15 protein-coding genes are annotated in these 23,828 nt (G+C 46.1%); all 15 read right to left on the reverse strand.

Features of this window, described 5'->3' with window-relative positions; all coding sequences use genetic code 11:
* Positions 1–55: 55 nt before the first annotated feature.
* The gene (locus tag PP178_RS04980; protein WP_272593204.1) at positions 56–3,304 is read right to left on the reverse strand and encodes a S41 family peptidase; all 3,249 of its coding nucleotides are present in this window, start codon (positions 3,302–3,304) and stop codon (positions 56–58) included.
* Between the two features lie 378 nt (positions 3,305–3,682).
* Entirely contained in the window at positions 3,683–4,096 is a 414-nt protein-coding gene (locus PP178_RS04985; protein ID WP_272593205.1) for a hypothetical protein, read from the reverse strand.
* Positions 4,097–4,375: 279 nt separating this feature from the next.
* The gene (locus PP178_RS04990; RefSeq protein ID WP_272593206.1) at positions 4,376–8,146 is read right to left on the reverse strand and encodes a M4 family metallopeptidase; all 3,771 of its coding nucleotides are present in this window, start codon (positions 8,144–8,146) and stop codon (positions 4,376–4,378) included.
* Positions 8,147–9,113: 967 nt separating this feature from the next.
* Complete coding sequence (locus tag PP178_RS04995; protein WP_272593207.1) at positions 9,114–9,746, reverse strand: hypothetical protein; 633 nt, start codon at positions 9,744–9,746, stop codon at positions 9,114–9,116.
* Positions 9,747–9,910: 164 nt separating this feature from the next.
* Entirely contained in the window at positions 9,911–10,513 is a 603-nt protein-coding gene (locus PP178_RS05000; protein WP_272593208.1) for a hypothetical protein, read from the reverse strand.
* Positions 10,514–10,592: 79 nt separating this feature from the next.
* A complete protein-coding gene (locus PP178_RS05005) occupies positions 10,593–11,636 on the reverse strand; it encodes a proline iminopeptidase-family hydrolase (RefSeq protein WP_272593209.1) in 1,044 nt (347 codons plus the stop codon).
* An 11-nt stretch (positions 11,637–11,647) separates the two neighbouring features.
* Positions 11,648–14,074 carry an alpha/beta hydrolase family protein gene (locus PP178_RS05010; protein ID WP_272593210.1) on the reverse strand — a complete coding sequence of 809 codons (2,427 nt, stop codon included), beginning with the start codon at positions 14,072–14,074 and terminating at the stop codon, positions 11,648–11,650.
* A gap of 133 nt (positions 14,075–14,207) precedes the next feature.
* Positions 14,208–15,308 (reverse strand): VIT1/CCC1 transporter family protein, encoded by a 1,101-nt coding sequence (locus PP178_RS05015; RefSeq protein ID WP_272593211.1) that lies wholly within the window; start codon positions 15,306–15,308, stop codon positions 14,208–14,210.
* Positions 15,309–15,313: 5 nt separating this feature from the next.
* A complete protein-coding gene (locus tag PP178_RS05020) occupies positions 15,314–17,491 on the reverse strand; it encodes an amino acid permease (RefSeq protein WP_272593212.1) in 2,178 nt (725 codons plus the stop codon).
* 136 nt (positions 17,492–17,627) lie between these two features.
* Positions 17,628–17,987, reverse strand: a complete 360-nt coding sequence (locus tag PP178_RS05025) for a DUF1622 domain-containing protein (protein ID WP_272593213.1) — start codon at positions 17,985–17,987, stop codon at positions 17,628–17,630.
* A gap of 95 nt (positions 17,988–18,082) precedes the next feature.
* Complete coding sequence (locus tag PP178_RS05030; protein WP_272593214.1) at positions 18,083–18,676, reverse strand: GNAT family N-acetyltransferase; 594 nt, start codon at positions 18,674–18,676, stop codon at positions 18,083–18,085.
* Between the two features lie 126 nt (positions 18,677–18,802).
* Positions 18,803–19,357, reverse strand: a complete 555-nt coding sequence (locus PP178_RS05035; RefSeq protein WP_272593215.1) for an inorganic diphosphatase — start codon at positions 19,355–19,357, stop codon at positions 18,803–18,805.
* 125 nt (positions 19,358–19,482) lie between these two features.
* Positions 19,483–20,193 carry a DUF2490 domain-containing protein gene (locus PP178_RS05040; RefSeq protein WP_272593216.1) on the reverse strand — a complete coding sequence of 237 codons (711 nt, stop codon included), beginning with the start codon at positions 20,191–20,193 and terminating at the stop codon, positions 19,483–19,485.
* Between the two features lie 370 nt (positions 20,194–20,563).
* A complete protein-coding gene (locus tag PP178_RS05045; protein ID WP_272593217.1) occupies positions 20,564–22,063 on the reverse strand; it encodes a S10 family peptidase in 1,500 nt (499 codons plus the stop codon).
* Between the two features lie 85 nt (positions 22,064–22,148).
* Positions 22,149–23,768 (reverse strand): DUF4932 domain-containing protein, encoded by a 1,620-nt coding sequence (locus PP178_RS05050; protein WP_272593218.1) that lies wholly within the window; start codon positions 23,766–23,768, stop codon positions 22,149–22,151.
* Between the last annotated feature and the right edge of the window lie 60 nt (positions 23,769–23,828).

The following is a 23,828-nucleotide window of genomic DNA, read 5'->3' on the forward strand; positions in this document are numbered from 1 at the left end:
GGTTTACAATTAAAGATCATTGCAGGTTTAATGTTCACCGTAATTTTCCGGGCTATCAATTACCCCCGTTCGATGCAGGGGAGGAGAATGCAGGAGCCTGAATCTTCCTGGGCTGTCCTTTCAATTGCTTCATCAATTCCGTAACGGCTCGCTCTAACTGTGGATCACGCCCTTCTGACAGGGATTTTGCATCCTGGCGTACCTCGATATCCGGGGATATGCCTTTATTTTCACCTATCCACTCTCCTTTGATAGGATCAAAGATAGCATTATCCGGTGCGGTTAACGCTCCACCGTCGATCAGGCGGTAATGAACAGAACTCTTGACCAGGCCTCCCCAGGTGGTGGATCCGATCAGCAAGCCGGCTTTCTGTTGCCGGAAAACCCATGGAAAGAAGTCGCCCCCGGACCCTGCCATTTCATTGATCAGTAAAACTTTAGGGCCGAGTATCCCTGCAGGCATACCCTTGGGTTCTGCCCCGGGAACCTCGTTGGTATAGGCCGCGCGGAGCTCGCGTGTCATCAAATCAACCATATAGTCATCCAGGAGTCCTCCCCCGTTATAACGGGCATCGATCACTGCCCCTTCCTTATCCTGTTGAGCAAAGAAGTAACGGTTAAAGGAAACCAATCCCTGCCCACTGGTGTTGGGAACCCAGACATAGGCCAATTTGCCATTAGACAAGCTATCAACCATCCTTCGGTTGTCCTCAACCCAGGCGCGGGTGCGCAGGTCATTCTCGCTCTTTAAGGGCTTTACGGTAATGGTCCAGTGGCCTTCAAAAACAGGCTTGTCATTAATATGCAGTACCGTCTGTTTGTCCACAGTGCCATCGAGAAAGCGATAGGGGTTTTGTTCTGCGGTTAATTCTTGCCCATTTACACCGACCAGGTAATGCCCTTGGGATACTTTAAGTCCCGGTTCGTCCAGTGGGCTGGTCAATTCGGGGTTCCAGTTCTCAGTGGTATAGATCCTGCTGATTTTCCACCTGTTCTTTTCACGTACAAGGTCTGCACCCAGCAGGCCTGTCTTTGGGTCACCTGTTTTTGGGAAATCCCCGCCGAATACAAAACTATGCCCTACGGATAACTCGCCATTCATCTGGTCCAGGATGTAACTAAGATCCTCCCTGTGTCGAACATAAGGTAACATAGGAGCATACCGATCATACACCACCTGCCAATCCCTGCCGTGAAGGTTAGGATCGTAAAAATAATCACGTTCGTATCGCCAGGCCTCCTCAAAGATCTGCTCCCATTCGGCCCGGTGGTCTACCTTAGCTTCAAGGGATACGTTGACACTTTTAGCGGCATCCGCACTTTTATCCGTATCGGCAACCTTATAGCTGCCCTTCGCCTTAAGCAGCATTTTACTTCCATCAGCAGAAACAGAGAGGTCAGAAACTCCGCCTGTATAATCGGATAATTTCCGTTCAGCTAATTCGTATTTATGAATCTTTAAGCCTCTTTCTCCCGGTATTCTTTCCGTGATAAAAACAATACCCTTAGGACCGGGCAACAGCCCGCGATAGTTAGCATCTTCTATAGGGAGGGGTATGATGCGGCGGTCTAATCCGTCAAAATCTATCTTTACGACCAAAGGTTCTTCTTTGGACTCTTCCTTTTTCTGCTCCTTTTTATCTTCGCTATCTTCTTTTTTTATGTTCTCTTCGTCACTTCTCAGTTTAAAAGGAGAGCTGTCCGATTTATCCAGGTTTAGCACGTAGACAGCATATTCAGGGTCCGAGTTCATAGAACTGGTATTCACCCACCCGGATCCCAGGGCAACTTCTGTGCTCGCCAGGAAATACAAGTGTTTCCCGTCCCTGTCCCATGCCGGGGAAGAAGCATCTGCAAATGCATTGGTGATCTCCCGGGACCGGTTTTCCTCTGAAGACCAGATCACTATCCGCCTGAAATTGTTATCGCCACTCTTGGAATAGACCAGCCATCGCGAATCGGGAGACCAGCTGAGCCCCATATTTCCGCGCTCTATATTAACTCCGCCCGTTCCCACGGTTTTAATCTGCCCGGACTGCATATCAACGACACGAACCCTGAGGTCATCGTCTACAAAAGCGATGAACTCGCCGTCCGGAGACCATACCGGTTCCCAGGCCAATTTAGATTCGCCCAGGGAAATGTCCCGGGTACTTCCCAATCCATCTTGTGGGGCAGTCCTCAGTAGATATCCATTACGCCCTTCATCGGTAAACCAGGCAATACGATCTCCTTTTGGAGACCAGATGGGGCGGCGGTCTGCAACCCCCGAACTACTTGTCAGGTTGCGGGCATCTCCGTATTCTACGGGTACGGTGAAGATATCCCCCCTGGCCTCCATCAATATCCTTTTACCACTGGGAGAGATAGAGGTATAGCCTACGTAATCGTCTACAGATTCCCATCTGGTTTCTGCCCATGGAAAATCTCCGCTGATACTGATCTGGAGCTGTTCCGTATTCCCGGTTGCCGGATCCATCATATGCAGATAACCTTCTCTTTCAAAGACCAGCTTATCTTTTCCCGATAACCATTTGATATCGGAGCCCTTGTACTGTGTCAATTGTTCCAGGTCCTGGTTCGCAACCGAATAAGCCCATATGTTCATGACTCCTCCTTCCCGGTCTGAAAGAAAATATACGGTATCGTCGATCCAGGTAGGGTGCAGGTCTATGGATCTTTCATTGGGGATCAGGACTTCTGACTGTGTATCAAGATTGAGCAGGATGAGTGGTGTATTCTGTCCTCCGCGGTAATTCCGGAATTCGGATTCCCAACGGGTAACGCGATCGATGGCAATAGCGTCGCCAGCAGGGGAAAAGGAACCGTCAAAACCCCTTTGGGCACTGAGCAGCAGAGGGACACCACCCTCTTTAGAAATGGTCCATAAACGGTTAGATGGTCTTGGTGCGAATTCTCTTGAAGAGGCATACAGGACGCTTTTACCATCCGGGCTCCAACCTCTTACAAAAGCACCGGAAGGGTGCCAGGTAAGCTGTTCGGCCTGCCCCCCAGTAACAGGAACGGTATACACGGCATGGTATCCAGTCTTATTGGAGTTAAAAGCGATGGTTTTGCCATCCGGTGAGATCGCCGGGTTTTCTTCTACTGCTGCTGTACTGGTGATGCGTTTAACATTGCTCCCGTCAAGTGCGGAGATCCAGATATCCCCACCATGGGCAAATGCAATGTGGGTATCACTGGCTGAAGGTTGCCGCAGCAGCCGGGTACCCTGTGGTCGGGCTTCTTGAAAGCATACTATTAGGATAAGAAAAATAGCGGTATTCAGTATTAGTTTGGTCATGGTACTCGGATAGGTTATATAAGCTTACTTTGTTGGACCGGATCGGTAATGATCCGGGCTTTATTCAACTTAAAGCGGTTTTTTGCACATGAGTATTTTTGGTTTAAACCAACAAAATTGATGTTTAAACGAATGGATGATAAATGTAGTAAATATTAATAGGAAAAGATCAGGCCTTGTTCGGCCTGATGGCGAATATCGGTTCATTAATAGAGAGACCCGTGAATTGAAAGCCCCGCGACCTATTCTTATGGCAGCTGGAACCGGATGCTAACTGCATTGGCACAATTCTAAATTGTACTATCCCCTGCACGGGGATATACCTATTTTATAATAAGATTCCCTGGCTAAGCTGAAGGCGATTCAAGTATGATGTTACTATCCTATTTCAACTTCCCGTACATACCTGCCTTTCCTGAAGAGAATGCTGAACATGATCAGGATATATAACAGCAGGTGAGCACCCCAGAGAACGAAATAGTCGATAGCGATGAAATTCTGAAGGATGTACCAGGCGAGCAGGCAGAGGAGGTAAAATGGCAAAAGTAATGCCCCGTATTTAGCACCATCTACCTTCAGCACTTTTTTTTCATCGGGCTGGATTTCAAAAACCATGGTATGGCTCCTGAACCAGTCAATATCGGTTTTCAGGATGTGGTTTCCGGGTTCGATGCTATACTGTATAGTTTCCCCGTTTTTAATTGATCCCAGTTGCTTGCCATTGATAAAAAGGCGATATGCTTTTTCCCGGGTCATCCAATGAGAAGGTCTCTCAATAATCAATGTTGGCATGAGGTTAAGTATTACTCCGAGGGTTAGTCAGAGGCGGTTGGCGATCTGGGGGATCTTTGGTTGGATAAATATAACAATTATAGAATATAGATTATATTCTAAACTGTTAAAAATCTGATTATTATGCTGTTTTGCTTGCAAGGCGCATTGCTTCCAAAGGGGCAGGGCTTGTATTTTATGGTGGGATGAGGTGTTATAATGAGCAGGGGAGGATTGCAGATAAAAAAAAAGGGGCAGACTTTCGTCTACCCCTTTTCACAGTCAAGCGTATGGTTATCGTTATTGCTTAAAGAATTTTAAGACGAATGTTTCACCATTATCGGCCAGTACATGCATAATGTAAAGTCCCGGGTTTAATTGGGCTACATCCAGCTCAACGCTGTTAATGCCTAAACCAAATTGCTGGCTCATCGGCACTCCGCCCATCAGGTCAAATACGGTAACAGCAACCATGTTGGCATCTGCCGTGCTGATATTGATGGTCGTCACAGCAGGGTTAGGGAATACGGTGAATTCTGCGAATCCGCCTTTATCGCCTTTAACCTTATGCTTATGATCTTTATGATCGTGTTTACCATCGTGTCTTTCATCGTCATCATCGTCATCATTTCCAGGATCTGTAGGATCTGTGGGATCTGTGGGATCCGTCGGATCTACAGGGTCACCGGGAGTATAATCAAATTCCTGGACGATACTGGCCGCACCAGATCCTTTAAAAGTACCGGTAAAGGCCCTGAATTGCCCGTCCACATCTACATTGGTCAACTGACCATTCAATTGGAAGTTATGCAGGTCTGCGTCGGCATCATTCATATTGGATGAATTTACTTTCATTGGGATCAAGGATACCGTTTCATCAAAAGCATTCAGTTCATCTTCCGTGAAGTAGAGGGTCAGGTCATAGGTGGCATTAGCGTTTTCAACACTGATACCGAAAGCCTTGGAAGGCCTGGCCGTATTTACATTATCAAAGATCCTGAAGCTGGTCCCCTCATCGATAACAGACATGGTAACACAACCAAGGTCTTCAGATACGTTCTCGATCTTGGCGATCAGGCCGTTATCGGAATTACTCATGAAGTAGATAGTCTGTCCCAAGTGAACCTGGGTGGTAGATGAAGATCCCTTTTCGGTTGCTATTCCTGCAGGAGTAGCGGTAACGGTGACGTTATCCACGGTCATACTGAAAGCAGTTCCGACCAGGGCGTCATTATACCATCTCCAACCAAGGAAGAAGTTCTTGCCATCTACCTGTGGAATCACCCCGTTAAAGGTTCCACTTGCAGGACTAACTCCCGCGGCATCACCCACAAATTGCTCTACGGTCGTCCAGTTCACCCCATCCAGGGAGTACATGAATTCGCCATAATCGAACAAGATATGAGTTTCCACAGCATCCGTCTCCCCACCTGCTTTCCAATCAAAGCTTACGGTAACATCGCTGGCAGCACCTGCATTCAGCATTGGTGAACGTAGTATAGTATTTGCATCTACTAATTGATCGTAAGTAGGGACATCTGCACCTAGGGTTGTGATGAAGGCTTTTCCTGCGGCTTCACCCGTTCCGTTAAAGGTCCATTTGTTCACCCCGTCCAATACGTTTTGTATGGACCAGCCATTAGGCATCCCATCGTTAGAGAAGGTTTCCGTGGCAAGCAGATCAAAAGGTGAATTTCCTGTTCTCGGGGCAAAGTCATTATCCCCGATAGAGAATTCTTGCTTCAGCAATTGCCCGTTGTAAACAAAAGATAAGACAATCGTCTCGGTTTGTTCAACTACTGCATCATCATAAACGGTAACAGTAATATTATTGGTTTCTGAACCGTTGAAAGTAAAGGACTGTCCGGAGATGTCGTAATCCTGTCCGCGGGTAGCTGTGCTTCCTGCTGTACTAATATTGATCGTTGTTCCTTGGGGAACTTCCACACTTCCGATAAGTACGTTATAGGTATTGACATCCGCACAACCATTAATCGCATTATCTTCGGAAAAGATCAGGACATTACTGTCGCTGAAGGTAATGGTATTAGGGTCACCGGCAGAAAAAGCATCTCCAATATCTACTGCATACCACGCATTGGTGGTCTGAACCTCTTCGTTAGAACCTATTCCGTAAAGCACCTGTGCTGCGAAGATAGAGGCCTGCCTCATATCGATAAACTTGGCATTCGGCGCCAGCATTGTTTCTGCTAAGTATGTTATGGCCGAAGCTTTGTCAAAACCTATTCCCTGTACTTCGTACTGACGACCACCGTCAGAAACCTGGTCGTCACTGGCTGCTTTTCCACTTCCGGCGGAAAATGCCTGTCCGCTTCCGGTTACCAGTAGGTAGTACCATTTGTTAAGTACACCGCTATTAGTGTGTACGCCACAATAGTCATTCGCAAGGGTAGGCGTTCCACATTCCGGCTCCTTCCAGTTAGCACCACCGTAAGAATCAGGATCTCCGGCCGCTTTAGGGTCGTCCATCCAGCGTAGGGCTACTGCATTGGGATCACCGGGCTGTAAGCCACCATCACGCTCATCGATCTGCTCACCGATACCCCATGGGTCATAGTTCAGCGAGCCATCAATTTCTGTCAGTACATACTGTTCTACTGCGGCAGCCCAGATATCAGAAAAACCTTCGTTCATGGCACCCGACTCTCTTTGGTAAACCAGGTCTGCAGTGAATTCGCAGACTCCATGGCCAATCTCGTGCGAGCATACATCCATCGATGTTAAGGGAGCAAACGAACCATCAGGATTTGTGCCTCCCTGGTAGCTTCCATCCCCGTAGGTCATGGCAGAACCATTCCAGAATGCGTTGTCGTAGCCATCACCGTAGTGTACATAGTTAAAGACCTTGGTACCCAGGTTGTCATAACTGTCACGGTTGTGTTTCTCCTGCCAGTAATTCAGCACGATCTCCGCACCCCAGTGGGCATCAAGTGCCACGTCATCATTATTCTTCTCGTTAGCCACCGGGTAAGGGTTAGTTGCCGAGAAGTTATCCTTGCGGTGTTCTGCTGCAGTCCAGTTATTATCAGCAGTTTCAGGGTTTAAAAGGTCCCCGTCCCCGTCATAGATAGGTTCGGATAGGGTGTAAATAGCTGGCACACTAAGGGGAAGTCCACCGATGCCCTCCATAGAGCGAGTCTCATTCGCCACCCCTGTAGGAGTGGTTCCCTTAAGGACATACATACCGTTTTCCAAGGATGTGTCAAACATCCTGGTGCCGGCGTAGCGAGTGTCACCTTGTGCTGCCATCACCGGTAACGGCTGGGTGTTCTTCTTCCCGGCTTTTCCAACCATGTTGCGGATCTCTTCTTTTCCGTGGCCATCGGCGTGTTTAATGATGGCATCTAGCAAAAGCACCTGCCCGTTGTTAGCATCTACATAAATGTCTGCACGGGATAATGGCTCGGCAGCATAAACATTGAATTTATAAGCCAAGGCGAGATCAACAGCATCAGTAAGGTAATTGTCCACAAAGACCAACTCGCCTTTTGGATAAACCTCGTTATATGCCGCGGTGATCTCGGGGGAGTTGCCAAGGCTTTCAATATATTCCCAGGCATAAAGACTTGCGCCGACATGATCCAATGCCTTTTGCAAGGCGGCTGATTCGCTTAATGACGCGGTAGAAGTTATGGAAGCCGGTAAATTGTAGTATTCCGCGGTAAGACCGTATACAATGCCTTTCCGTGACGTGGCTTTGAACACACCGTGTTCTACCTTGATTCCATTAGTAACCTGCTGGTATTTATCCACCTGTACACCATTGGTGTTAATGCTTGAAATTTTATTAAAAATAGTTTCGTTACCAACGCCCATTGCGCCGCGCAGGAAGGCGGGGACATCGTTAACGCCGAGGGTAGCCCCGGAGGTATTCATTTTTATGATAGATGGTGTGCCGCGAAGCGGTTCCATCGTAAAAGAATTCACTCGCTGGTCTTCGGACAGATTAGTCGAAATATCCTGTGAACTGGTCTGTGCCTGCAAGCACATCATACCCGAGTAACAGGACAAAGCGGTGAGAATTAATTTTTTGGGTAATAGTTTTTTCATAGAATGAAAAATTTAGTGGGTTAATAATAAAAAGGGCTTTTTAGAAAATATTATATAATGAAAACTGAGTTTGACTAAGAATCCATCAAAATTCCAAAGTGCCCAAAATAAAAGTTAAAATTAACATAAGGGCTGATCGGTCGAAAAAATCGATGAAATGCACGAAATTTTTCGGGGAAATTGATAAAAATCATAGTTTTTTTAGGCCGGAACATCTACAACCCACCCCGATATTAGTTGACCCTGAGGAACAATAAGTGCTCAATAAAAAAATCTTTGATCCTTTGCGAAAACGTTTTCGTAAAAAATTGTGAAAAGCTTATATGTTGTTACGGATACAACACAGACGTATTATATTTGTTAAAATTATAACAATATCACTGTAGGAAAATACCTATGAAACCGAGAAAAACTCTAGTCCGAGTTAATTTATGATCATGAATCGACAAAATGCAAGGGGATAATCCATAGTAAAAATGTTCAAGCTGCAGTTGATTAATGGTTTGGCGGAAGTACGAACCCAGGACATAGAGCAAACCGATACCAAAGCACAGGCTAAGTGGAGAAAGCATTCGAATCAAAAAAGAATTCAGCTGTGACGCACACCATAAAGCGTATTTATGATGTAGTTGCCTTGGGATTAAGAGTAGGACAACAGAGGTAAGGTTAATAAAACCACCCAGAAATATATAAGGGTAACGGCTCTCATCTGCCACAAGGATCAGGGCGGTTGCTGGGATCATCCGGATCAGGATCTCACTATAATGAATAACGGGGGTACTCGCTGCTTATGCTATGTAGTTCCGGGCTCGTATAGGATGCAGGAGCATAAAGACACCCACGAGTATTATGAACAGGGCAAAGCCAATCACGACCCACCTGGACAGGGTATAAAGCATATTACATCTTTTACTAAAAGTAAGCTATTACCGCTTAAGATGTTGCGGTTTTAGGAGGGAGGAAATACCTAGACAACAGTGGCCCTGGGAATGGTCGAGATTCGGGCTGAGAAATAGAGCCAGCTTGCAGCACCCATGAATTTGGCACCATCTTCCATAATAATTCGAATTTCCAGTAGCTCTGCAGGGAAAAACCTTTGAGTCATATCGATCAAGACAGAGGTGGCCAGGAACAGTCCTGTCATTAAAAACCCCTGGGGTTCTATCCGCATTATATAACTGTAATACCGGTAAAGCAGCATTACGGCTACCAAGGCATAGAATAGGAAAAAGATCTTTTCATTAAATCGTTCGTGCAGCATAAAAAAATTATCAGCGCCCAGTGACATGGCCAGTATCCCCACTAACAGTAGTAATTCCTGTTGCCAACGGCTGAGTTCCTGCCAACGGGTGAGTAGGGTAAAAAAACAGATACTCCCGGCACTGATCCACAGCCAGACCCCTATATTAGAGACAAAACCCAATACACTGGGATAACTCATCTGCTGGGCTGGATCACGCAGGATCTCCATGGGCGTAAATCCTAATTCCATAAGCCCGGATAGCGCAATGCCCAGGAAAAGGACAGACGGAAAAAATACGATCAGGAAATAGTAAACAATTTTATCTTTTCTCCACAGTGGAGGCCTAAGTTTCTTCATCGGGCGATTCGATTGGTTCATAAAAGGAAAAAGCATTTCCTTTTGCTAAAAACGAAGGCAGAAATAAGTTTATTGTAATTCTTGCTGGGCAATCCTGTTTTAATGTGTTTGCGGCACACGGTCTCAATATACCTTCCAGGAGAAAAGCAAAGTATTGGCCTAATTCATTTTTCTTCCTGGATTATCAAGCTAACATCCTTGTCTTTTAAAAAAGTGGCGTAGGCACTCAGTAATTGTTCCTCTCTATAGATAAACATATAGATGATATTGAAAAGGTTATCGCTTTTGTCCAAGATAGATTTGATTCCCTGCTGTATCATCAGACCATACAGCTGGTCGCCAATGGCCCTGGCTTGGAAATCATAACGCTGCTGTAATTGATAGAGTTCTGAAAGTTCAAGTACGGTGCCGTATTCCATATTCCTTAAGGCATCCGTAGCCCGAGCCGCTTCCCAGGCCGTAGCCAAGGGTTGCCTTTGTGCAATAAAACCCCCGTTAAAGAGCGAAATAGGAGGGAGCAAGGAATCTTTACCTACATAAAATTTCAAAGTGTCTACGAGGTAACGATGATATTCCAGGTTTTTGACAATCAATTCCCTGTTATTCTCAACTTCCCTGTAAACCGTCTCCAACGCATGGGCTGCATGGTTATTTACATCCCGATTTTCACGACATTGGTTAATGGAAAATGCAAGCACAACTCCTAAGACCACCAGAAATGCCTCTAATATAATGGCCGTCAGGGGAATGTTTTTCTTCCTGCCCATAGTTTTCTTAATTATGGTCTATTTACGGCATACAGGTATTGGTTTGGAAAACATAACCTTTATAGCCCGGGTTATATCCTTAAAATTTCCCCTGATCCACATCTTTGATAAACCGGATCACTCCTTCAAAATAGGTCTCGGGATCATCATACATGGCCAGGTGGCTCCCTTCCGGGCAGTATAGGTAGCGACCGTTCTGCACTTCATCTGCGATCCACTCCATATGTTCCGGATCCATGGTATCATGTGCCCCGCCTATAGCTAAGGTCGGTACACTGATATTTTTTAATTGCTCCTTGATGTCCCAGTTCTTAAGCTTGGCATCTCCTACTACCCCGAATTCACTGGGTCCCTGCATAGTGAGGTACAGGTCGTAATTGATATTCGCAAAAGCTCGGTTTACAGGGTCTGGCCATTGGTCCGGCGGCATGCGTAGAACATGTTTTGGATAATAATGGGTGCCTACTAACTCCAAGTAGCGAGGGTCGGTGAATTTGCCTTCAGCTTCCAGTTGACGGATTTCCGCAAGTACTTCCGGATCCAGTTGTGGTCCAAGAACCTCCTCTGCGTACTTCATATAGTCCGGGATAGAAGCCATCATATTAGATACGATAAGACCTTTCATTTTATCCTGGTGTTTCAGGGCGTATTCCATCCCCAGGATTCCGCCCCAGGAACTACCCAGGATATAAAAATTGGTGCTGTCCAGTCCTAATGCCTGCCGCACCTGCTCCACCTCGTCTACGTATCGGTCCACCGACCAAAGTGTACTGTCATTGGGCTGATCACTATAAGCAGATTCCAGTTGGTCATAGTAGTAATATTCTATTCCCGCGTTGGGGAAATAAGAGTCGAACACCTCAAAATACTCATGGGTAGCCCCGGGACCGCCGTGCAACAGCAACACCTTCATATCCGGGTTGTTGCCAACTCTCTTGGTCCATACCTTAAAAGTCCCGGAAGCAGTCTCAATCGGGATTAATTTAACGCCCCCGCTGAGTTTGTCATCCCTGTCAGAGTAATCCAGGTAAGTATTTTCAGCGGTGCTTTTTTCTTCGGATGTGGTCTGTTCTCCGCAGGAGAGCAGGAGCAGGCACAAAAAGAGGAGGCTAAAGCTTTTCATAATAGGTTGGTTTATTTAGAGGATTCGTCAGCAGTTTTGTTCTTCACATATTTTTCCAGCCATTGGTCTTGTTCCCAAAGCAGGTGCAGTATACTTTCCTTTGCCCTGTAGCCATGGCTCTCTTTAGGGAGCACTACAAGCCTGACCGTAGCGCCCAGACCTTTTAAGGCGTTAAAATATCGTTCGCTCTGCATTGGATAGGTGCCCGAATTATTATCTGCTTCCCCGTGAATAAGCAGTAATGGCGTCTTCATTTTATCCGCATGCATAAAAGGAGACATGGTGTAATAGATTTCCGGGGCATCCCAATACGATCGTTCTTCACTCTGGAAACCAAAAGGTGTCAGTGTCCTGTTATAGGCACCGCTTCTCGCGATTCCAGCAGCAAACAAGTCTGAGTGAGATAAAAGGTTGGCTACCATGAATGCGCCATAGCTATGTCCTCCAACCGCAACACGGTCACGGTCTACATAGCCCATGCTGTCTACGGCATCTATGGCGGCTTTGGCATTGGCTACCAGTTGTTTCCTGAAACTGTCATTGGGTTCTTCTTCCCCTTCACCCAGGATAGGGAAGGAAGCATCATCCAGGACCACGTAACCTTTGTTCACCCAATAGACCATGGAACCGTAATAGGGGTAGGTAAATTCATTGGGATTATTGGTGTTCTGCCCGGCTGTGGATTTATCCTTGTATTCCCTGGGATAGGCCCATAGTATCATGGGCATTTTACCCATCTGCTCATAATTGGAAGGCAGGTAGAGGGTCCCGGAAAGCTCTACTCCGTCATCACGCTTGTAGGTGATCACTTCCTTATGCACGTCCTGCAGGCTTTTAAACGGGTTTTCAAAAGCTGTTAATTGCTCTGTTTTCTTTTTACCGATTTGCTTTTCGTAATAATTGGGATACTCGGTAGGAGATTCCAGTCGTACGATTAGTTCCTTATTATCCGGGTCAAAAGCGACCAGGGTTTCTTTTTTGTCCTTGTAAGGAGAGGTATACAACCTGCTGCTTTTTCCATTTTTGAGATCTAACTGGTCTACAAAGGGGAATTGTCCCTCATCGCTGAATCCATCTCCCAGTAAGAAGGCTTTCCCGTTCTTAAGGGCAAGCACCTCAGAACCGAATTCGTTATGAGTCTTGACAAAACTGCCCGGGTCGCTGTAGACATCCTGGTAATTTCGATCGAACAGTATTTTAGGTTCCTTAGAAGCATCGGAGGGATCAATTGCATAGGTTTTAGTATTCCGGGTATTCCACCAGTAGTCGTGTACCACCGCCAGTTCATCCGTTCCCCATTCTATATAGCGGTACCGATTGATCGTCTTCAACAGGCTTTCACCATCCCCACTGAAGGGTGCCTTAAGTTGAAATACCTCGTCCCTGTAGTCCACTTCATTGTCCGGGTCGCCACCGTCCAGGGCTACCGCATATACCAGGGTGGCAGGCTGATCTGCTCGCCAGGAAAAATCTCTTTTCCCTTTCCTTTCGGCCATAAATCCTTTGGGCAGATCTTCTATCAGTGGGACTTCCACAACGGTATTCACTTTTGTACCATCCTTAGTATAAATAGTAGTGGTGGAAGGAAAACGATAGTATGGTACCAGGTATGAAAATGGTTTTTCTACGGTATTGACCATCACGTATTCTCCATCCGGAGAAAAACTGATATTGTTATACATAGCACGTTCTAACCAGGGTTGTTGTTCACCTTGTAATGATACCTTGGTAAGTTCAGAAAGGGCCAGTTGCTCAAAATTATGCTCATCGTTCTTATTCTTCAATAAGTCCTGGTAGGTGCGGTTCTGGGCTTTTTTTCCATCGTTCACAGATATGGTGGGTCCGGCAGGAACGGCAGCCCCGGCATCGACCAGGGGTTGTTTGTTCCCGGGAACCATTTTCACCAGAATATGCTGCCCGTTCTCAAACCAGTTAATCACGTCTCTCAGGTTGGCATTTAAATTTGGGCCGCTAAGTTTTTCTGCCCTTGCCTCCTGCAGGAAGAGGACCCAGAGCTCCACTCCCTCTTTAGAAGTGTGGGTCATGGCGATTTTCTCCTGGTTCGGAGAAAAGCTGAAATTAGAGAGTTTAGGATTTTCGGGAAGGCCGCTAACCTGCTGTATTTCGGCATTTTTCTTAGCCAGAGGTTTCAGCCGTACATTATTGTAATAGGTAGTCCTTGAACCTATATTGGTCTTTGGGTCAATACGAAGGCCTCCCAGGCGTAATTCTTCTTGTGAGAGTTCTTCTATAGACTTATAGGCATCCCGGTACAGTAAGATCATATGGTCCTTATCTTTATCAAATAAAACGGTGGGCGCCCGCTCCACATCAACCAATTCCAGGATCTCCGGAGAGGGTTTCTGGTAATCAAGGTTAACTTGTGCGAAGGTCAGGGATACTGTCAGGAACAGTAAGAACGTACTCAGGTATTTCATTTTTCTCTGGTATAAAATTTTGTTTTGTTTGTCAGGATGTTAAATGTACCCATTTTTAGCCAATTTTTTCACGGCAAAAACACTGAGCTCCCCGGAAGGTCACTGCCAGTATTTTGTCCTGAAAATTTCCGGATCAGCCAGCCAGGGAAACTCCGACCAGGGAGCCGATCCCAAATGTGATCGCCGCTGCTACCAGGCCAAAGAGTACTTGCCGGAACCCGGAATACCAGACATTTTTCCCGGTAAAAAGGGTAATAGCACCGCCGATCACAAAGAGGCCCAGGGCACTGAAGAGGGAGCTGAGAATTACAGCTTGCATGCCTGTTGTCAGAAAGAAGGGTATTACCGGGATGATGGCGCCAAAAGCGAACATTACAAAAGACGATAGTGCGGCCTGCATAGGAGATCCCTTCATCTCTTCGGCACTGATCCCCAATTCCTCCTTTACGAGAACTTCATGGGCCAGGGTTTTGTCGGCCATAATTTCGCTGGCCATTGCTGCTGCCTGTTCTGCGGGAATGCCCTTTGCCTGGTAGATCAGAGCCAGTTCCTGTTCTTCCCCTTCCGGGTTGGTTTCCAGCTCTTCCATCTCCAGGTCCATCTGGTTTTCATAGAGTTCCTGGGAGCTTTTAACAGAAATCCACTCTCCTAAGGCCATGGATAGTGCCCCGGCGAGCAGTCCTGCAATCCCTGCCAGTAAAATTTCGGTGCGCCCACTCGTGGCACCGGCTATACCCATCACTAAGCTGAAATTAGACACCAGCCCGTCATTCCCGCCCAGTACGGCAGCACGTAATGCATTTCCTCCCACATGCCTGTGGCGTTTTTCAAAACGGGCGAGGTCTTTTCCGGACAGTTCGTAATCCCCTTCGAGGATATTTCTTAAAATAGCTACGTGGGCCGTATCGGAAAGGGAGGGCTCTGTTTTAGAAGTACGCCTTAGGTTCTGGGCTGCCGAGGCTATGCTCTTTTCCGTATCCATCAGTACCCCGAGGATATAATCATAGCCGAGGATCTTTCCTATGGTATGGAGTAAACGGGCCCTCCAGGAAGGTCCGGGTAAATTTGCAGGATCCATACCATTCTTTTTCATAAAAGCTACAGCATGCCCTTGTTCTATTTGGCTCATCTGCTCAAAGACACTGGCTACATTGGGGTCTTCTTCTACCGCTGCAAGTACTTTGTACAAATAGCTGGCATCTACTTCGGTCTGTATATTCTTCAGGTTGATCATTTTGCTTATACCATTACATTTTCAAATTCGGAATCCCCGCAGAAAATCGCAGAGATCCTGGACTCGTTCACTAGGAGGACCATTTCTTCTATGGTCATTTTTCCCTCTATACTGATGACGTTGACATCGGTGCTTTTTTCACTTTTCACCTGGTCCAGGAGATGTCCTTGTTTAAGTTCAAAGGTGGTCGACTTGGGGAATCGGACCATGGTCATCAGGTCGTCCAGATCCGTCGCTGAAAAACTCAGTTCCGGGTCATTGTTCAGGATCTTAACATCTATATGGCCTTTCCAGTTCTTACGCAGCAAGAGGGAAATCAAGGTAGACAGGTTATTTTCCCGGATGTTAAACGACTCTTTCCAATTCCGGGGAATGTTGGTCATCCAGAGTGTAATGTGTTTTTCAATGGCTAGACTGGCTGTTGAAAAGGGGACATAGATAATAGTTCCAAATCCATTTTTTTTAGCATCCTGTATCAGCTTATTGTAATAGGACAGTTGGGGATTCTCACTGTCTACACTGACAAAAACGATATTGGGTTTAAAAAATGCAGCATTCAGGGACTGCATGCTCACATTGAGGGTAGTATTGAAATCCACATTGTCTATAAAAGTGTAGGAAACAGTGATATCAGCCTCCTTGAACTTCTGAACGGCGTTGTAAAGAAAACTTTCAAGATTTCGCTGTTCGGCAGGGTCATCATTTCGGAAGGCTAAAATCTTGACAGAGCCTTTTGGATAGACAATAGATCGGATCAGTTTAAAAGAGCTACGGATCTCTTTTGGCATGGTCATCGGGATAAGCAAATCCGGTTTCCAGGAGCGCACCTCCTTTTTAGGGCTAATGCTGTTGGTCTTTTCGGTAGCCCAGGCTGCCAGGGCGGTAAACAGACCACTGCGGGAATCCCCGGCCTCTGACCTGATATTCTTTTTGACCAGGTAAAAATAGAACATGACGATAAAGATCAGTGCGAAAAGAGCGGCCAGTACGTTGATGATGAACATAATTGCTATAGAACCAAAAGCCCCCAGGGCCGGAATGATCAGTGGGATCTTTAAAGTGGGCCTGTAACTGGGCAGGCCCAGGGTTTGTTCTACCAGGGCAACGATATTCACCATGGCATAGGTAATCATAAAGAACATGGTCAAGAGCGGGGCAATGGTGTTCAGGTTACGCAGGGAAATACCGAAAAGAACGATGACAGCTGTAACCAACATGGCGTTGACCGGCTCTCCTTTTGCGGAGGTTTTTGCCAGGGCCCGACTTTTAGGAAGGATTTGTTTCTCCCCCAGGGCAAGCAGAATCCGCGGGGCCCCGACAAAGGAGCCCAGGGCCGAAGAAAGGGTAGCCCCCAAAAGTCCGGCAAGAACAATCGGACCCCATAGTGCATTTTCAATAAAAATATTATAGTCTGACGCCAGTTCTTCCGGGCTGGCGATCAGGGCAGCGACAAAGACCAGGCTCAGGTAGATCAGGGTAGTGATCACCACCGAACTCAGTGTGCCGTAAGGAATACTCTTCCTTGGGTTGGCCAGGTCCCCACTCATATTGGCCCCTGCCATAACACCTGTCACAGCCGGGAAGAATACCGCAAACACGGTCCAGAACGAGGAACCGCTCATATTGTTCTCCGGGGACCCCGGGTATTCTCCGAACCACTGAAGCTCATAGTTCAGATCCTGCACAAAGAGGGAGCCATATATGGAAACCAGGGATAGGGCAATAATACCTAAAATTACATATTGAATTTTGAATGCAAAACTCGTGCTGATAAAGGCAATGGTCATCACCAGGGCAAAGATGCTGATGTCCAGGAGCAGGGGACTGACACTTGGGAGTAGGGTCTGTATCCCTTCCCGGAACCCGAATATATACATGGCCACGGCGATGGCTTGCGCAAAATAGAAAGGGATACCGATAGATCCGCCTATCTCCAGTCCCAGGGATTGTGATATAAGGCTAAATGCTCCGCCGGCACCGATACGGACATTGGTGGTAATTGAAGACAAGCTAAGTGCCGTTGTCACGGTGATGGCGACGGACAGCAGAACAATAGACAGGGCTCCGATGATACCTGCGTTACCCACCACCCAGGGCTGCCGGATATACATAATCACTCCCAGGATGGTAAGGGTGGTTGGGGCGAATACCCCGGCAAAAGTACCGAATGTCTTTTTCGCCATGGCAGATGTTTTTAGAGAAAGTCAAAGACTGCCAGTGGTACCTAGGGGTTTTGACCCTCAAAGGATATCAATAAGTTAAAAATTACCGGTTGTCGTTTGCTATCTTAAGATACAACAGTTTTACGGAATCTGGCACTTAAAGCTTTCCCTCGCTTCCCGGTTTTTTCTGCCAGGGAAACCGGCCTTCCAATTCTACCTCCAGAGACCAGCTGAGAAAGGTTCTTATCAGAACGATCAGTCCCAGTATAGCGACGGACCGTAGGCTGGGTTCAGCCACAACGGTAGAGATAATATCTGCGGCAACCAGAATCTCAAGACCAAGCAAAATGGATTTTCCCAAAGACTGCCTCAATGAAGCGTAGTTTACCCGGTTAGCTGAATTTAATTTTATGAGAAAGCGGAACAAATAAAAGAGAATACCCAGGACGATGACAAGGATACCTATAGATTCTACACCTAATGAAATATAATGTATGTAATTCTTTAGTCCCTCCATAAGATTATGATATAGTGATAATTGTGTTTAGTTTACTTGAATAAAGTTAAGTAAACTCGAAAAAGAAGGAGGGTCTTTTTTGATCAGCCATTAATCTAATCAAGGGTCAGTTCTTTGAATACAGTATGTTTAACATCAGGCCATTTTTTCCTAAGGATTCCATAGATAACGGTATTACGGCGGTATCCATCGGCCATTACGGTATGGCTCCTGAGTTTTGCTTCCTGCACGCCCCCGATCTTTTCAACTGCTCTGCGCGATTGTGTATTCCGGCTGTCTATTTTAAATTCTATTTTTTCAAACTTCAAGATTTCATAGGCATATTGCAGCATCAGGTATTTACAATGGCGGTTCAGGCTGGTGCCTTGCGCAGCCTTTTCCAGCCAGGTCCACCCGATATCCATTCGTTTGTCTTTTAGGGAGATATTTCCGAAACTACTGCTGCCAACTATTTTCCCCGCATCTTTGTCTAAGGTGACAAAAGGATAGCGCCTGCCTGCATCTCTTTCCTGTAAGGCCACACAGATATAAGCCAGCAGTTCTTTCTCTGTACCGAAGGGGGAAGGGGAATACCGCAGCAGCCCAGGATGCTTCAGAGCAATGGGTAATAAATCGGCCAGGTGTTCTTGTTTCAAGGGAGACAGTTGTACCCTGTGGTTCTCCAGGATGATTTCTTTGGTCAGATCCATAGGGTAATATATTAAAAAGGACCGGTATAGCTGCTGCCAGGCCGGTCCTTGTTCAATGCAAATAAGGAGGAGGAGTTATTTTCCGTTTCCAGGAAATCTTCGAAAGTTTTTAACCCCTCCAGTTCTCTAGGTTAAATTCTCTTCGAGGACCAAATTCTTGTAATCTTCCATACTCTTAAGGACGATTTCTTTTGCCACTTTAGCATCCTGGAAGTCTTCAACCAGTACAGTTTTGTTCTCCAGTTTTTTATAGTCTTCAAAGAAATTCTGAAGTTCCTGGAAAAAATGTACGGGCAGCTCAGAGATATCCTCAATGTGATTCACACTCATATCATTGGTAGCAACTGCGATGATCTTATCATCTGCCTCTCCCTCATCAAGCATGCGCATCACACCGATCACATTGGCAGATACTATACACATGGGAACAATATTGATACGTGAAAGAACTAAGATATCCAGTGGATCTTTATCATCACAATAGGTTTGCGGAATAAAACCGTAATTCGCAGGATAGTACATAGAGGAGTACAATACCCTGTCCATCATCAGTAAGCCGGACTCCTTGTCCAGTTCGTACTTGGCCCTGGTTTCCCGGGGAATTTCAATGATGCCGTTAACGACGTCCGGGGCGTTTTTTCCAATATTGACCTTATGCCAGGGATTCTGATGATCTTTCATGAGATTTCTTTTAATGCGAATTTTTTAAAAATAGGAAATTAATTCATTGGCATCCAGCAGCTTATATGAATTGCGGGATGATGTTTTGTAAAATATTTATCAAAGCCTTCAACCGTGATCGATTTCTAGAAGCTGTGGTGCAAGCTTAGTTGTAGTTGGTTCTTACTGATGTTGTCGGTAATCTGTCGCATCACACCAAATTGTACCTTCAGATTATTCTTGACGGAATACCCAAGAGCCGCATAAGAACGGTTCCTATCAAATAGTTCTACGCTTTGGCCTTCGCCTATGCTTCTTTCCCCGTTGATGAACAATTCGTTATAAAGTGCCAGGTATACAGCTCCCTGGTCCAGGTTGGCCTGGTTAAAAGGAATGTTTACAAATAGGTTATAGCGGTACCGGGTGCGAAAATCCTGGTTTTCTACAAATCGCTGCTCGTAACGGAAGCGATGTTTTAAAAAGATTCGCTGCCCTATCTGTCCCGGGAGAAGAGCTTCCTGGTATATCCTGCTTTCAGTGGTCTTAGCGTCACTGTCGCCAAAAGTACCTGTAGTGATATGACCATACCCCAGGGTTAATAAAAGGTCTGTGTTTTCTGGTTGGTAAGTAACACCACCTCGTAACAATAACTGCTCCAGGTCTCCCCCGAGGTCCCAGTTCCTGTATTGAACATCTCCCTGTAAACCGAACTTACTCTCTTTAAAATCGGTGTTCCAGAAATACATATACCAGGCACCGTATTGAGATTCATCAACTTGTGCAGAAGACTGGGTGGGTATACTGAATAATATAAGCGTCAATAATGTCAGGAGCGATATCCTCATAGTCATTTTCATTTTTGTTCGGAATTTCAGCACCGGGATGCTGTAGATCACTTTTTAAATTCGGGCTGCAAAAGTAAGTTTATACGGGCATATAATCAAATCGTAGCGCAGCTATCTGCTAATGCACTGTTTAAGGGTATACTATTTAATGTGAAATTATTGACTAGTTGCTAATTTTAAGGATGGTGTTCCGATAGATGACATCGATAGACAAAGCCTGAACCCACAAACCGCAACTTAACGTAATGTATTAGCGATACAGTGCTAATTCATATATAAAATTACGGACCAAAAGTATAGGAAGGAGGTTAGAAACACGTGTCGAATCCGCCAAGGGATTGCCTGCATCTCTATTTATACCAAATTGGAAGCTACTAACGGACTAATCCGTGAAGAAGAGCCGGATATCCTCTGAAAGTTTTGTGAAATCTTCCTCGTGGGTATACATCATATGGCCGGCCTGGTAGTATTTCATGTCAACCCGGTCCCTGTCTATCCCATGCCGGGAGAAGGTGTATTCTGCATCGAAAAACGGGCAGATCAGGTCATAATACCCATTGGCAACCAATATTTTCAGGTCCTGGTTCCGCTGCATAGTTTCAGCCAGCATAGTAGCGGTGTTCACGGGCATGGGTTCCCAGTATTTTCCATCAGGTACAGGTCTCCATCGCCATTTGCCGCCCAGTTCGCTGTTCGACGTAAGGTAAGGCCTGTCCATTTTCACTTTTAAGTCCGTGGCAAGGTAATGGTTCAGGGCGGCGGTATAAGCATCCCCGATCTGGTAACTTGCCGGGTCCCCTAAATGGGGAGCGTCATCAACCAGGTCTATTTCCGGTCCCATGAACCGACCGTCTAAACGGCCAACGGCTTTGCCATTTTCTTCAAGCAATTTCTTCTGGAACCTGGGGACCAGGATCCGAAGGTTAGATTTTATGATGTACTGCTTGTCCAGCCCGGTAAAATAAGATAAGCGCTCTGCCAATTGTTCTCGCTCGCTTCCCACTAAAAGGCTGCCTTTATAGAGGGCCGGGGCATAAGTATCATAAGTGAATTCCCGGGCTTCCTGCACAAAATCTTCCAAAGATTTTCCCTGCCCCGCTTTCTTATGGTACCAGGCCGTAGCGGCCATGCTGGGAAGGTAGGTGAGATAGGAGGTTATATTGTTATGGACAGAAGTAGAGCCGGCGTAATCCAATGCCTGTGATATGAGGATCAGCCCGTTCAGTGCCATGCTTTGCCCGTCTTCTTCTAATACATTGGCTACGGCAGCCGCCCTGGTGGTGCCAAAGCTTTCCCCTGCGATATATTTGGGAGACATCCAGCGGTTGTTCTCCGTGATCCAGCTGCGCATAAATTGGGCTATAGAATTTGCGTCTTCCATAAGCCCCCAGTAATCTTCTTCTTTACCTTTACCGATGACCCTGCTGTACCCAGTACCCACGGGATCTATAAATACCAGGTCTGTCAGGTCAAAAATGCCTGCTGAATTTGTTTCTACCGGGTAAGGCGCTGCCCCGTCGTCCTTGTCTGCGTCTGAAGGAACCCTGACCCGTTTAGGACCAAACATCCCCATATGCAACCATACCGATGCAGAACCGGGACCACCGTTAAAGACGAAGGTGACCGGCCTGTTGGCGCTATCGCCGGAACCGGTTTTGGTATATGCCACGGACCAAAGTGCTGCTGTGGGTTCTCCTTTTTTATTTTTCAGATGGGTCTCCGATGCGGTTGCAGTGTAGGCTATGGTCTTTCCCCCATTGGTCAGCTGGTGCTGGGTCACAAAGCGCTGTGGTTCCGGGATAGAATCTGAGGTTTTCTGTTGTGCATTAATTACTGTAACAGATACAAAGAATACCAGGCAGGTCTTGAAAAGCGTATTCATAATTTAAAGGGTGTAATGATCGGGTTATAAGCAACCAATTTAAGGAAACAAAACTGATTTACGGAAGTTTTTCTAGAGCGCTATTTTAATTAAGGGGAGGTACCCATGCCCCGAAATATTGCTGATAATCTCCTTTATCCAGGGTGATTAGGTTTTTACCCACCCAATAATGGAATTGGTCCTTGACCGGCGAATAATGAAAATCCCGGATATTCTGCACCTGCTGCCCCGTATAGATGATTACAGCCTTGTCCTCATCAAATGGATTAAACCAACTGAGGACCAATTGGAGATCAGTGCCGGGAATCAACTTGTTGGTGTAAATTCCCTCCGGGCGGACCAGTACGGGCAGCAAGTCCTTAAAGCTGTTGAGAAGCATGTTACCTGCAGGGGTGCCAAAGATCACAAGATCATGTCCTATTAAATCCAGCTGAAGCGCTGCTTCGTCCGTTATCAGCCGGCTGTCCGGGGAGATCATATTCTTATAATCATTTGCCCATTGATGCAACTTTTTCATCTCCGAACTGTCTGCTTCCTTGGTGGGAAGGACAAAGATTGTGGTACTATCCCTTGAAAACTCAAAAGGTTTGGGGACACTTTTTTGATCGTGGAATTTGATCGGTTCGGAGGGCATAACAGTAGTCCTGAATGAATCTAACAAGCTGGGCAGAAAGTCCTGAAACCTGGGATATGTCTTTCTTTGCCGTTCGTAATCTTTTAAAAGTGGGATTATGCTGCTGGCATATTGAAATTTCCTGGCGTACACTAAGCGGAGGTATACGTGCTCTGATACAACCGGACTAAACAGTTCAGCCGCCAGGCGTGTGGTCAGGGACCGCACCAGGTGTTCATTAAAACTACTGTTCCAATTGTGATACCCCTGGGCTTCCATAACCACTTGCAACGGAGGGTACAGATGAGAAAGTTCTTGAATGTCTGACTGAAATGGCTCTAATTGATCATTTATAAAACCATGAGTGAATTCGTGCAAAATAAGATCAACAATCTGCGGTGAAGGATAAAAGCCGGGCAAGGTACCCGAATTACTGACGGGTTCAATGACGGCGAATAATTCCTTTCCTTCAGGGCCGGGGACAGAGGTGCCGAAATTCCCATAAGCCCCCAACAGGTTTAATACGATGGTATACGAACTTGCTTTTTCACCATAATAGGATTCCATCACCGGGATGAGCGCTAACTGTTCAAAATGGTAACGGGTAGTATCCAGTATTTGCTCATAGTAGGAAGCTTTACTTTCATTGAAGTACTGGTAGAAACCCGAAAGCTCCGCATAATCGCGCATAGCGCTTGCCAATTTCTGTAATTGTTCCATACCTCCGCCTCTTGAAATAATGTCCGGGTGCAGTCCGTCTTTCAGCTTAAAATCCCTGTCCAGGTGTAGCAGGAAGAATATGGGATCATCTACACCCCATCCTTTGGTCCAGGTTTCTTTCAGGATTTCCGAAGCAGGATGGTTGCGGAAAGCTTCAAATTTATCCAGGCAATCTCTCTTATATTCCAGGTTTTGCAGGCTCATCCCGTTGTGCCCAAATTGCATGGCGATGATGTTAAACAATTCGATCCTGGGATCTATGCGGAAGCTAAGCCCGTTCATTTCTACCGCATAGTTCTTGAATTTTTTAGCCTGAACCGGAATAATATTCAAGGATGTCAGTACAAGGGACAGCAGTAATAATTTCTTCATTATGTGAGTAAACTTTATGGTTGATTTGCCTATAGAGATAAGTCTTGAAAGAAAATGTTA

This window comes from Zeaxanthinibacter sp. PT1 (assembly GCF_028464225.1).
GTDB lineage: Bacteria > Bacteroidota > Bacteroidia > Flavobacteriales > Flavobacteriaceae > Zeaxanthinibacter.

Excerpts from the sequence above, each read along its gene's own strand:
- PP178_RS05035 (WP_272593215.1), bottom strand. The coding sequence starts at position 19,357 with ATGAAAGATCATCAGAATCCCTGGCATAAGGTCAATATTGGAAAAAAC.
- PP178_RS05005 (WP_272593209.1), bottom strand. The coding sequence starts at position 11,636 with ATGAAAAGCTTTAGCCTCCTCTTTTTGTGCCTGCTCCTGCTCTCCTGC.
- PP178_RS04985 (WP_272593205.1), bottom strand. The coding sequence starts at position 4,096 with ATGCCAACATTGATTATTGAGAGACCTTCTCATTGGATGACCCGGGAA.
- PP178_RS05010 (WP_272593210.1), bottom strand. The coding sequence starts at position 14,074 with ATGAAATACCTGAGTACGTTCTTACTGTTCCTGACAGTATCCCTGACC.
- PP178_RS05050 (WP_272593218.1), bottom strand. The coding sequence starts at position 23,768 with ATGAAGAAATTATTACTGCTGTCCCTTGTACTGACATCCTTGAATATT.
- PP178_RS05025 (WP_272593213.1), bottom strand. The coding sequence starts at position 17,987 with ATGGAGGGACTAAAGAATTACATACATTATATTTCATTAGGTGTAGAA.
- PP178_RS05020 (WP_272593212.1), bottom strand. The coding sequence starts at position 17,491 with ATGGCGAAAAAGACATTCGGTACTTTTGCCGGGGTATTCGCCCCAACC.
- PP178_RS05000 (WP_272593208.1), bottom strand. The coding sequence starts at position 10,513 with ATGGGCAGGAAGAAAAACATTCCCCTGACGGCCATTATATTAGAGGCA.
- PP178_RS05030 (WP_272593214.1), bottom strand. The coding sequence starts at position 18,676 with ATGGATCTGACCAAAGAAATCATCCTGGAGAACCACAGGGTACAACTG.
- PP178_RS04980 (WP_272593204.1), bottom strand. The coding sequence starts at position 3,304 with ATGACCAAACTAATACTGAATACCGCTATTTTTCTTATCCTAATAGTA.
- PP178_RS04995 (WP_272593207.1), bottom strand. The coding sequence starts at position 9,746 with ATGAAGAAACTTAGGCCTCCACTGTGGAGAAAAGATAAAATTGTTTAC.
- PP178_RS05045 (WP_272593217.1), bottom strand. The coding sequence starts at position 22,063 with ATGAATACGCTTTTCAAGACCTGCCTGGTATTCTTTGTATCTGTTACA.
- PP178_RS05015 (WP_272593211.1), bottom strand. The coding sequence starts at position 15,308 with ATGATCAACCTGAAGAATATACAGACCGAAGTAGATGCCAGCTATTTG.
- PP178_RS05040 (WP_272593216.1), bottom strand. The coding sequence starts at position 20,193 with ATGAAAATGACTATGAGGATATCGCTCCTGACATTATTGACGCTTATA.
- PP178_RS04990 (WP_272593206.1), bottom strand. The coding sequence starts at position 8,146 with ATGAAAAAACTATTACCCAAAAAATTAATTCTCACCGCTTTGTCCTGT.